Source organism: Flavobacterium micromati (assembly GCF_900129585.1).
Taxonomy (GTDB): Bacteria; Bacteroidota; Bacteroidia; order Flavobacteriales; family Flavobacteriaceae; genus Flavobacterium; species Flavobacterium micromati.
Genome location: NZ_FQWF01000013.1, coordinates 44,543 through 57,225, shown reverse-complemented (window position 1 = coordinate 57,225; position 12,683 = coordinate 44,543). Strand labels below are relative to the sequence as shown.

Here is a 12,683-nt window from a genome sequence, read left to right as displayed (position 1 = left end):
AACTAACTTATCTACAAGATTTAATCTTTTGATTTTAACAAATTTATATTTTGGTAATTGCGCACAACAAAGTCGAAAGCAGCGGTCATAATATTTCCCATAGATTTTGCCTTTTTAAAGTTTAAATCGTTCGTGTAGTTATATAATTCCATTTGTAATTGTTGCGTATGGGCGGCTGGCGCAAGAAAATCATTGCCCATAATTTCGAGCAGAATATTAATTCTCGTTTCAGCAGAAAGCATTCTTTTAGCAAGAACGGAGCGCTCTTCATCTTTATATTGTTCTATCGAACTGTCTTGTAATTTTTCTTTTACGAGCTTCACCATTGGATAATTTTCTTTAAAAAACTGAGGCCGATACACCTTAAAATTTCCTTCATAGCACTGTTGATCAAAATCTATCGCTCGAATTCGATACACTACTTGATCAAAGTCGTGGATAGGTACTATGACATAATTATAGGATCGCATGTCTCCTAGTAACCGAATCATACTGCGTTCATTAAACTTTACAAACTCTTTGGCAATTTGCGATTTCTCGGTTTCTGTGCAATCTTTTAGCAAAGTTTTGATAAACACATCGCCAGGTATTCCCATGATGTGTTCCTCAATTAATGTGTCTTGGTACACTAGAAAATTAATTTTATCTGGAGAAAGAATATGCTCTAATTCTAAACCATAGATGCGCGAAGCATCCGCCTTTTTTATATAAAAATGCGTGTAATTATCATTAAGAATGTTTCTTACTTTTATTCGAAAAGGTTTCGAGTTTCCAAAAGTGCAAAAATCAATAGAATCGACATTTAAGAATTTAATAATACCCAGATTACCATCAGAATGCAATAATGAATAAACCTTCTTCAAAGTTAAATCAATTTCGTCTCTTTCGCATTCATTATAATAAACTCTAATCCACAATGTATCCTCATCAAGTTTATCGTAAACTGTAACTGAACCAGCAAAGCGGAGCAAATCGTCATATATAATAGAGACTTTTGACAATCGATCAAAACGTTTTAAATACTCTAATAAATTAGCGTTTACTGGATAAGATGGCTTTTTAAACATCATTACTGGCTCAGTCATTGGAAAAAAATTTAGATGTAAAATTACAATTTATTGCCCTAGTTCAAACGAATTTTTCAAAACTGTTTTATTCAAATATAAACTAGTGAAAAATGCATAGTATTAGTACCTCAATGTTAAGTTTTACATTTAATTATCGTACTTATTTCACAATCAATTATTAGCTTTACTCAAAGTAAAAAGTAATTGAAGTAATATATACTTCTATTTAAATCAACCGATTTAAAAAAATATGTAAAAACTATACGCAGTAAATTATATATGGCACTATTTTATAACAAGGCAGTAAAAACATCGAAATGACACATCCAGCTTTGAAAAAACAAGGAAATATGCATTGGCCTAAAAATATATTGGAAAACCAACAACAGTAAAAAAGTTGAATTCGCTTTGCAAATTGATTTGTAATAAAAACTAAAGCAACAAAAGTAGTAACAAAAAAGTTTCTTAATCGTCCTATAGAAAAATCGTAATAATGAATCCACTAGATACAATACTTTCAGTTACTAATCTCAATAAACGATATGGTGCACTTCAAGCGTTAAAAAATGTCTCATTCGAAATAAAAAAAGGAAATGTGTACGGAATTTTAGGCCCTAATGGTAGTGGAAAATCTACAACTTTAGGAATTGCTTTAAATGTGGTCAATAAAACTTCTGGAGACTACAAGTGGTTTAGCGGAACAATGGAAACGCACGAGGCACTCAAAAAAGTAGGGGCAATTATAGAGAGACCAAACTTTTACCCGTACATGACTGCTAAAGAAAATCTTGAATTGGTTTGCAAAATTAAAGGAATCAGTTATGTAAAAGTGAGCGAAAAACTTGAGTTGGTAGGTTTGACTGACCGTCAAAATAGTAAATTCAGTACTTTTTCACTAGGGATGAAACAACGACTGGCAATAGCTTCCGCACTTTTAAATGATCCAGAAATTTTGATTTTGGATGAGCCTACTAACGGACTTGATCCGCAGGGGATTCACCAAATTCGGGATATTATAAAACAAATTGCCGCAATGGGAACAACAATTTTATTAGCTTCTCACCTACTGGATGAAGTAGAAAAGGTTTGTACTCATGTTTTAGTGCTACGAAAAGGAACTATTTTATATTCAGGATTAGTAGATGGAATGTCAGCAAATAATGTGTTTTTCGAATTACAATCTGATGACAATGAAACATTAATTGCAGCTTTAAAAACACATGCTGCAGTTAAAAATATCGCAATTGAACAAGGAAAAGTTCTAGCTTACCTGCAAGAAAATCTGGAAGCAAAAGATTTAAATAAATTTCTTTTCGAAAAAAATATAGTTCTAAATCATTTAGTCAAACGAAAAAACAGTCTTGAAGAACAGTTTTTAGAATTAACTAACGGAAAATAATTTATCAAAATTCAAATTGAAAATTCCAGTTAATCGATTTAAAATTAAAAAATTTTTACTAACAAATCAGGTCACAAATTCTTCATTTATGAAACGACTTCTCTCTATAGAATTACAAAAAATTTGGAAAAATAAAGCCAGTCGCGTTTTGACTTTGACTTATTTTATACTGTTAACATTTATCGCGCTAATTGCGTCAATAAAATTTGATTTAGGAATTTTTAAATTCCATTTTGCCGAAATGGGTATTTTTAATTTCCCTTTTATTTGGCATTTTAATACTTACATTGCAGCAATACTAAAATTATTTTTGGCAATCGTAATCGTTTCCATGATGGCAAATGAATATAGTTATGGAACGCTAAAGCAAAATTTAATTGATGGAATGAGCAAAAAGGAATTTATTGAATCTAAATTCCTAACCGTCGTTTTATTTGCCGGTGTATCTACCGTTTTTATTTTTATCATGTCTCTTCTACTTGGTTTTAGTTTTTCGTCTTACACGGAAATGAGTATTGTTTTTTCTGACTTAGAATATTTATTGGCTTATTTTGTAAAACTTGTTGGCTTTTTCTCGTTCTGTTTATTTTTAGGAATATTGGTAAAAAGATCAGCATTCGCATTAGGGTTCTTGTTAGTTTGGAATATAATTGAAGGAATTATCAATGGTGTTTTAACTTTTAAAATTTTTCCAGAAAGTACAACTGCTGCTTCAATTATGCAATTTTTTCCGCTGCAATCCATGTCTAATTTAATTGTAGAACCTTTTAGTCGTTTATCGGTGGTAAAAAATCTTGGAACCCAAATTGGTTTAGACGATATAAAAAATTATGACGTCGAATTATCTTCTATAATAATTGTGATCTGCTGGACAGTGATCTTTGTTTTCTTCTCTTACAAATTACTAAAAAATAGAGATTTATAGTATATTTGCGGCACCATGAAATATGCAAAACTTATTTTACTTTACTTCTCATTTTGCTGTTTTGTCGATTCTGCTGTAGCGCAAAGCATTATTGTAGACGATTCGAAAAATGCGCAAGAATTAGTAGAAAATATTTTAGTAAATAGTACATGTGCAACAATTGCTAATCCTGTAGCTAGTGGGGATAACTTTTCAGGAAGTAATAAGAGTTATGGTTATTTCAATAATCAGGGAGGAACTTTTCCTTTTGCGGAAGGAGTTGTTTTAAGTACATGGAGTAGTCAAAATTCGATTGGTCCTTTTATCGTAAATCGAGGTGGTGGCGATGATCGATGGTTAGGCGATACAGATTTAGAACAAGCGTTAGGTTTAACAGAAACTATAAATGCCACATTTTTAGAATTTGAGTTTATTCCTTTGACTAATTTTATCAGCTTTAATTATATCTTCGCATCAAATGAATATCAATCCTATTTTCCCTGTGAGTTTTCAGATGGATTTGCATTTTTAATCAAAGAAAAAGGAAGTTTAGATCCTTATCAAAATATAGCTGTCATTCCCAACACAACTACTGCTGTATCTTCGACTAGCATACACCCTTTTATTCCCCCAGTTAGAACTATCGTAGGTTTAAATCCAGGATGTTCTGCTGAAAACGAAAGTTATTTTGGAGGTTACAATACTAATGCAAGTCCCGTAAATTACAGTGCACAAACTGTAGTTCTCAATGCTCAAAGCAATGTTGTAGCAGGAAGAACATATCAAATTAAATTAGTTATCGCAGATGATGAAAACGAAGAATTTGACTCAGCTGTTTTTATAGAAGCGGGAAGTTTTGCTCCAAAAATTAATTTGGGATCAGATCAAACGGTTTGTTTTGGAGGTAAGACAATTTTAGACGCTGGTTTAACTGGTAACACGAATACTTATCAATGGTTTAAAGATGGCGGAACAACACCATTAGGAAGTAATTCTACTCTGGAAGTGAACAGCGCCGGACAATATTCAGTACTTGCAACCTTAGCAGCAGGTTGTGTTGCCACGGGAACTATAAATATTGCGTACAAAAATCCTATCCAAAAATCACTTACGCAATGTGGTGATAGCTCTGGTAATGCAACATTTGATTTAACCACATTAACAACTGAAATCGCTAATGGAAATACTAATGCCGTTGAATATTTCGAAACCGTAATAGACCTACAAAATCAAAGTCCACGAATTACAAATACTGCAAATTATAATTCAGCATCTAAAATTATTTACGCTAAAGCAACAAATAATGCGGGATGCGTAAATGTTACCGAAATTACACTCCTAGTTTTAAGCACTTTACCAGCAGTTCAAAAATTAAGTTTTTGTGATAACGATGCCATTCAAGATGGTATCAGGGTATTTGATTTATTTAAAGATATAAACCCTAAGATTTTGCCTGTAGTTGTATCGCCTTTAACTGTAGAAGGTTACTATTTATCTGCAAATGACGCCACGAATAGACAAAACGCTTTGCCAACTAATTTTACAAGTACTACAAACCCACAAACACTTTTTATTCGCGTTGAGAATGGATTAGATTGTCGCGGTATTTTTGAAATACAACTTGAAATAAATATTTACACTCCAGCAATTCCTGGAATTATAAAAGGAACAGTAGTTAATCAATTTTCAGGAGAAAGTAATTCTATTTTGATAGAAACGATGGTAGCAGGCGATTTTGAATATTCTCTTGACGGAATCACTTTTCAATCCAATCCGCTATTTACAAATATCAGCGCGGGCATTTATAAAGCATTTGTAAGAGACAATAGTAGTTGTGGTTTGTCATTTACAACCGTATATGTTCTGGACTACCCTCGATTTTTTACTCCAAATGGAGATGGTTTCAATGATGTATGGCTGATAAAAAATCTAACTATTTTCCCAAATGCGACGATTAATATATTTAATAGGTTTGGAAAATTATTAAAGCAATTTAACTCATCAAATCAAGGATGGAACGGAATTTTTAATGGAGAAGCGCTGCCATCAGATGATTATTGGTTTACTTTAAAAGCTGATGACAGGAAAATCATTAAAGGACATTTTTCGTTAAAAAGATAGGAATAATTTCTTATTTTTAGCAAATGAAAAAAACATTACTTATTCTATTTACTTTTCTATCAATAAGCGCCTTTGCTCAGTTTAGCAAAACACATTATATTCCGCCTCTTACGGCGGCAATTAATAACTTGCCTGGAGATCAATATTTATATATTTCTACCCCTAGCACTACCAATGTAAAAATTGAAATTACAGCCATTGGTGGAGCGACTATTTCAGCAACAGTCAACAACAATAATCCTTATGTTTACAATATAGGACAAGGAATAAACACGCAGTTGTTTACTTCCAAGACTCAAATAGGAGTTATTGCCAATAAAGGATATATTGTTGAAGCTGAAGATTTAATTTATGTTAGTGTCAGACTAAACTCGGGATTAACAGTACAAAATACATATGTTCATGCAGGCGGCTTAGTATCAAAAGGCAATAGTGCACTAGGAAGTACCTTTAGATTAGGTGCAATGCTAAATCCTCTTTTTGATTCCACACTTTTAAACTTCGCTTCGATCTTAGCTACTGAAAATGGAACAAAAGTCACCATTTCTAATATTCCCATTGGAACAGTTTTAACAGATGGATCAGTTATTTCTGGGCCTATTATTGTTACTTTAAACAAAAATGAAAGTTATGTACTAGCGATGGATAACTCTCCAAACACAATTCCATCAAATAGTTCAAAAATTATTGGAACACTAGTTGAATCCGACAAGCCTGTAGTTGTAAATTCTGGATCATTTTGCGGAAGTAACAGCATTGCTTTGCAAAACAATGGACAACCACAAGGACGAGATGTAGGTTTTGACCAAATAGTCCCATTCGAAAAAACTGGAAAAGAATATATTTTTATCAAAGGATTAGGTACTGATGAATTAGAGCGCGTTTTACTTATTGCGCATCTAAATAACACAGAAATTTATATAAATGGAAGTACAACGCCTATCCTAAAAAATGCTGGCGAAAATTTAATTTTGGATGGCAGTTATTTTATTAACGGCAATTTGTATGTTACATCTAGTAAAAATATTTTTGGATATCAAAGTATTGGTGGTGGAAGTTCACCAGCAAATCAAAATTTATTTTTTGTTCCTCCCATTAATTGTGCAACTCCAAACTCAGTCAATAATATTCCATTTATTGAAAGCATTGGTAGTATAATTTATAACGGAGGTATTAATATTGTTACAGAGGCTGCAGCAACAGTTTTGATTGATAATAATCCAATTGCATCAAACGCAATACCAATCAATGCAAATCCTGGTTTTGTATATTATTCAGTTTCTGGATTATCTGGAAATATAAGTGTAAAATCTACAGGACAAGTGTACGTATCCTATTTTGGAACAAACGGAGCTGCAACTTATGGCGGTTATTATTCTGGTTTTGACACCAAACCAGAAATAGTATCAGATAAAATTACAGTTACAAATTCCAATTGTATTCCTAATGTTATTTTGAAAATCAATTCATTGTCATCCTACGATACCTTTGAATGGTTCCAAGATGGGCAAGTAATTCCAGCAGAAATTCTCAGTTCCTATCGACCTACGGCGCCTGGATCGTACCAAGTAAAAGGGAGCATTTCGGGTTGTCCAAGTACGGGTGCTATTTTTTCAGATAAAATACCAGTTAGCTTTTGTCCATCTGATAGCGATAACGATGGGACTAATAATAATATTGATTTAGATTATGACAATGATGGAATCATAAATTGTACAGAATCACTGGGAGATGCAGCACTAAACCTTTCAAATCTAGCTACAGGACTTATTACTTTAGGCGCTTATAGTAATCCTTTTACAGGTACAATTAGCACTTCTGGATCTAGCCCAGCGGTTGCTAATCCGATTATTGGAACTACAAACGGAAGTTTTATTAGTGAAACACCTGCGGGTAAAGATAATACCGTAAGTTATGCTATTAGTTTTACTAATCCAGTTTCAGTATCTCTAGAATATGTTCAATCCGCAAATCCAAGCGATTTACTAAGCTCAGCTGCCGAATTTACAATAAAATCGCCCACAAATAAAACAATTACAGTTCTCAACCCTACGAATCAACTGCTGATCGATACAAATTATGACGGCGTTTTTGAAAGTGGTGTTACTGAATATTCCTCGTTTGAAATTCGATTTCGTTTAAATAGTGTAGTGCCATTGGCAGCCGGAACAGGAACCTTTAGTTTTAAATCCTATTTAATTGAATCTTTGACTTTCGTACAAAAAAACTTATCAGATACAGCAAATAGTAAGGCCTCTTTCCTAATTAAAGCTACTTGTTTACCAAAAAATTCTGATAATGACGGAACAACCGATGATTTAGATACTGACAGCGATAATGATGGTATTCTTGACATAATTGAAGCTCAACCCAACAATTCTGTTGCAATTTCTAACGTTGATACAAATAAAAACGGACTCGATAATGCCTTTGAGCCAGGTTTTACACCGTTTGACAATGACAGCGATGGAGTTCCTGATTATTTAGACTTAGACAGTGATAATGATGGAATTTTAGATTCGGTAGAAACTGGAAATGACTTAGATAGTGATGGAATAAGGAATTATCGAGATTTAGACAGTGACAACGATTTGTGTTTTGATGTTGTTGAAGCTGGATTTTTAGACGGTGACAATGATGGAAAGTATGGCAATTCACCGTTTACTGTCGATTCAAATGGACGCGTTATTGGAGCGCCTTATTCAGTTCCAAATCCCAATTATCTCCTATCAGCACCAATAATTATTACTTCTCAACCAACAGTTGCTCCAACTTGTGAATTGCAAAATACTGCAATTACCTTAGCTGACAATGGAGGAAATACTTACCAGTGGCAAGTGTCAACAGATGGACTCAATTGGACTACGATTACAAACAATGCCCCTTACTCAGGAGTTACAACAAACACATTGTTGATAACAAGCGTCACAAATGTAATGAATGGTTACAAATACCGTGTTCGATTAAATAAAACTGGAAATAGCTGTGGTTTGATTTCTGCTCAAACAACATTGACAGTTTATCCAAAACCAATTATTACTTCATCAACCGAACTAAAGCAATGCGATGATGACAATAATGGGAAAACAACCTTCAACTTAACCCAAAAAAACAATTTCATCTCGGCGGATGTAACAAATACTTTTACTTATTTTGAAAACAGTAGTGATGCCATTATTGGTAACGGATCTTCTAAAATTATAAATCCAACGGCTTACATTAATACAACACCATTTACTCAAATTATTTATGTTAGGGTTGAGACCACCAATGGATGTGCTACTATTGGCACGTTAGACTTAAAAATTTCTACTACCACAATATCTCCCACTTTTAGTCGGCCTTTTTCTACTTGCGATGATCTAACATCCGTAGCTAATTCGGATTACGATGGAATATCAGTTTTTGATTTTCATTCGGTTACAAATGATATTAAAACAACTTTTTTGACTGGGACAATTCCCTATTCTATAAACTATTATCGAAATGAGAATGATGCGCTATCCGAAGTAAATCCCTTAAACCAAAACTTTCCGCCAGATCTAACGAACCCAAGTAGCATTTACAACTATAGAAACATTGGCTATCCAAATAATCAACAAATTTGGGTTCGTGTAGATAGCGATATTGATAATGCGTGTTTTGGACTTGGACCTTATATTAATCTAACCGTTGAGAAACTGCCTTCTGCGAACCCAGTAACAATTCCTCGACAATGTGACGATAATCAGGACGGCATAATCACATTTAATACATCAACATTAGAATCAGACCTACTCGGTACCAATCAAACCTCCACTGTGACAATTACCTATTTTGATGCTCTAAATAATCCATTACGGGATGTTAATGGAGCTTTAATAACAAGTCCATTTCCCGCTTCATTCACAACATCTTCTCAAATCATCAGGGCAGTGGTTACTAATAATACGACTTTAAGATGCAGCGATGAAAACCTAATAGTATTTACCGTTAATGACTTACCAGAAGTATTTGCAGTTGCAACTGAATTAACAACCGTTTGCGATGATGAAACTAATCCATTACTGCAGGATGGTAAATATCCGTTTGATACTAGTACATTTCAAAATACGCTTTTGCGAGGTCAAACAGGAATGAATATAAAATTTTTCGATCAAAATGGAATATCATTACCAAGCCCGCTACCAAATCCTTTTGTCACTGCTACCCAAAACATCTCTGTTGTAGTTGAGAATTCAATTAATCCAACTTGCAGCGCGTCACTAATACTACCATTTATTGTGCGTCCATTACCAGTAATCAATTTAAATTTAGATGCTAAACAGGATGAATTAGTATGTTCTAATCTACCTACTTTCTTTGTCACGCTCGATGCTGGAATAACTAATGCGTCTGCAACAACCACTTACACATACATCTGGTCTAGAGACAATATCATTTTAGGTGGAGAGATTAATTCCACTTTAGATGTAAATACAGCGGGAACTTATACCGTTGAAGTTAGTACTCTTTTAGGTTGCAGTAGAAAACGTACCATCAAAGTTACCCCTTCAGATATTGCAACTATTACCACAGTTGATATAGTTGATTTTACTGATGTAAACACGGTAACAATAAATACCACAGGAAAAGGAATTTATGAATACAGTTTGAATGATCCGTCGGGACCTTTTCAATCCTCTAATGTCTTTGACAACGTCCCTTCCGGAATTTATGAAGTTTATGTAAATGATACGAATGGTTGCGGGATCGTGAGCAAATCAATCTCTGTAATTGGTGTCCCAAAATATTTTACACCTAACAATGACGGTGTAAATGATTATTGGAATGTAAAAGGAATTACTGACCGTTTTAACGCTAAAACCACAATTTATATTTTTGATAGATATGGAAAACTTTTAAAACAAATAAACCCAACTGGCCTAGGTTGGGACGGAACATTTATTGGTGCTCCGGTGCCATCAGATGACTATTGGTACACCATCAAATTAGAGGATGGAAGAGAAAGCAAAGGACATTTTAGTTTAAAAAGATAAGAAGAATTTTTTGGGCGTGCCACCATAAATAGAAGGGCCAACTCACAGTTATGGTGAGTTGGCCCTTCTATTTATGCCGTCAGGCTATCCGCGCTACTTCGGTAGCTTGCTCCTATCCTTCACGCGATCAAAACACAACAGCATTTTCCTTGCTTTCCATTAACTCTTAAAAATAAAAATCCCAAATTCCAATTAATGGAATTTGGGATTATAAATATTGAAATTTAAATAAATTAGATTTTAAATCTTTTTCTATCTGTTTCTGTTAAATATATTTTTCTTAAACGAATTGATTTTGGAGTAACCTCAACATATTCATCTTTTTGAATATACTCTAACGCTTCTTCAAGAGAGAAAATAATTGGAGGAATAATCCTTGCTTTCTCATCATTTCCAGATGAACGAACGTTAGATTGTTTTTTCTCTTTAGTCACGTTCACACACATATCATCACTACGCGAATTTTCACCAATTACTTGACCTTCGTAAATTTCGGCACTTGGTTCAACAAAAAACTTACCACGATCTTGTAATTTATCGATTGAGTAAGGGATCGCTTTTCCTTTTTCCATAGAAATTAATGAACCTTTGTTACGTCCGGAAATTTCTCCTTTATAAGGTTCGTATCCAATAAAACGGTGTGCCATAATAGCCTCACCAGCTGTTGCGGTAAGCAATTGATTACGCAATCCAATAATTCCACGTGATGGAATATTAAATTTTACAACCATACGTTCCCCTTTTGTTTCCATACTCAGCATTTCTCCTTTACGCATAGTAACAAATTCTACCGCTCTACCTGAAAGATTATCTGGTAAATCAATTGTTAATTCTTCAATTGGCTCACATTTCTTACCATCAATTTCTTTGATAATAACCTGTGGTTGACCAATTTGTAATTCATAACCTTCTCTTCTCATGGTTTCGATAAGAACCGATAAGTGAAGTACGCCACGACCAAAAACCATAAATTTATCAGCCGAATCAGTTTCACCCATTTTCATGGCTAAATTTTTCTCTAATTCTTTTGTCAATCTATCTCTAATATGACGAGAAGTTACAAATTTTCCTTCTTTACCAAAGAAAGGAGAGTCATTAATAGTAAACAACATGCTCATTGTAGGCTCATCAATAGCAATTGATTTTAAAGCTTCTGGATTTTCAAAATCAGCGATAGTATCTCCAATTTCAAAACCTTCTACTCCAACAATAGCACAAATATCTCCTGCAACTACCTCTTGAACTTTCTTACGACCCAAACCTTCAAAAGTATGAAGTTCTTTAATTCTAGATTTAGTTGTTGCACCGTCTCTTTTTACTAAAGAGATTGGCATACCTTCTTTCAAAACACCTCTTTCTAAACGACCAATAGCAATACGACCTGTAAAGGCTGAAAAGTCTAAAGAAGTAATCAACATTTGCGGAGTTCCTTCAGAAACTTTAGGAGCAGGTACATGTTCGATAACCATATCTAACAATGCTTCTACATTATCAGTTACGTTTTCCCAATGGTCAGACATCCAGTTATTTTTAGCTGAACCGTAAACAGTAGGAAAATCTAACTGCCACTCTTCGGCACCTAATTCAAACATTAAGTCAAAAACTTTTTCATGAACTTCTTCAGGAGTACAGTTTTCTTTATCGACCTTATTTATCACGACGCATGGTTTTAAACCAAGGTCTAATGCTTTTTGTAATACAAAACGCGTTTGTGGCATAGGTCCTTCAAAAGCATCTACAAGTAGACAAACTCCATCAGCCATATTCAATACACGCTCAACTTCTCCCCCAAAATCAGCGTGACCAGGAGTATCAATAATGTTGATTTTTGTTCCTTTGTAAACTACAGAAACATTCTTTGAAGTAATGGTAATACCTCTCTCACGCTCTAAATCGTTGTTATCAAGGATTAAGTCACCTGTGTTTTCGTTGTCACGAAATAACTGACAATGATACATAATTTTATCAACCAAAGTTGTTTTACCGTGATCGACGTGGGCAATAATTGCAATATTTCTTATAGATTCCATCTGTGTTTTTTAATGGGCGCAAATGTACAATTTTTTTTTATATAAATAACACATAGCTAATAGTTTCGCGCTTTTGAAGCTTTTGGGCAAACTATTGAAATACAAATCATACCTTCTAAAATAAGTTATAACTGATTTTACTTT

At 33.8% G+C, this 12,683-nt stretch carries 6 protein-coding genes; 4 read left to right on the top strand and 2 right to left on the bottom strand.

The window, feature by feature from the left end; translation table 11 throughout:
- Window positions 1-20: 20 nt before the first annotated feature.
- Window positions 21-1,085, bottom strand: coding sequence for a hypothetical protein (locus BUB42_RS13910; protein WP_073021447.1), 1,065 nt, complete (start codon window positions 1,083-1,085; stop codon window positions 21-23).
- 475 nt (window positions 1,086-1,560) lie between these two features.
- Here BUB42_RS13910 and BUB42_RS13905 point away from each other — a divergent pair, with 475 nt between their 5' ends.
- The 4 genes from BUB42_RS13905 to BUB42_RS13890 all read left to right on the top strand — a co-directional run bounded on the left by BUB42_RS13905 (window position 1,561) and on the right by BUB42_RS13890 (window position 10,509).
- The gene (locus BUB42_RS13905; protein ID WP_073021445.1) at window positions 1,561-2,466 is read left to right on the top strand and encodes an ABC transporter ATP-binding protein; all 906 of its coding nucleotides are present in this window, start codon (window positions 1,561-1,563) and stop codon (window positions 2,464-2,466) included.
- Between the two features lie 88 nt (window positions 2,467-2,554).
- Entirely contained in the window at window positions 2,555-3,391 is an 837-nt protein-coding gene (locus BUB42_RS13900) for an ABC transporter permease (RefSeq protein ID WP_073021558.1), read from the top strand.
- A gap of 15 nt (window positions 3,392-3,406) precedes the next feature.
- Window positions 3,407-5,491, top strand: a complete 2,085-nt coding sequence (locus BUB42_RS13895) for a T9SS type B sorting domain-containing protein (protein ID WP_073021443.1) — start codon at window positions 3,407-3,409, stop codon at window positions 5,489-5,491.
- 23 nt (window positions 5,492-5,514) lie between these two features.
- Complete coding sequence (locus tag BUB42_RS13890; RefSeq protein WP_073021441.1) at window positions 5,515-10,509, top strand: T9SS type B sorting domain-containing protein; 4,995 nt, start codon at window positions 5,515-5,517, stop codon at window positions 10,507-10,509.
- Window positions 10,510-10,742: 233 nt separating this feature from the next.
- Here the strand turns inward: BUB42_RS13890 and typA are convergent, their stop codons facing one another.
- The gene (typA, locus tag BUB42_RS13885) at window positions 10,743-12,539 is read right to left on the bottom strand and encodes a translational GTPase TypA (protein ID WP_073021439.1); all 1,797 of its coding nucleotides are present in this window, start codon (window positions 12,537-12,539) and stop codon (window positions 10,743-10,745) included.
- Window positions 12,540-12,683: the final 144 nt, after the last annotated feature.

Excerpts from the sequence above, each read along its gene's own strand:
- BUB42_RS13900 (WP_073021558.1), top strand. The coding sequence starts at position 2,555 with ATGAAACGACTTCTCTCTATAGAATTACAAAAAATTTGGAAAAATAAA.
- typA (WP_073021439.1), bottom strand. The coding sequence starts at position 12,539 with ATGGAATCTATAAGAAATATTGCAATTATTGCCCACGTCGATCACGGT.
- BUB42_RS13905 (WP_073021445.1), top strand. The coding sequence starts at position 1,561 with ATGAATCCACTAGATACAATACTTTCAGTTACTAATCTCAATAAACGA.
- BUB42_RS13890 (WP_073021441.1), top strand. The coding sequence starts at position 5,515 with ATGAAAAAAACATTACTTATTCTATTTACTTTTCTATCAATAAGCGCC.
- BUB42_RS13895 (WP_073021443.1), top strand. The coding sequence starts at position 3,407 with ATGAAATATGCAAAACTTATTTTACTTTACTTCTCATTTTGCTGTTTT.
- BUB42_RS13910 (WP_073021447.1), bottom strand. The coding sequence starts at position 1,085 with ATGACTGAGCCAGTAATGATGTTTAAAAAGCCATCTTATCCAGTAAAC.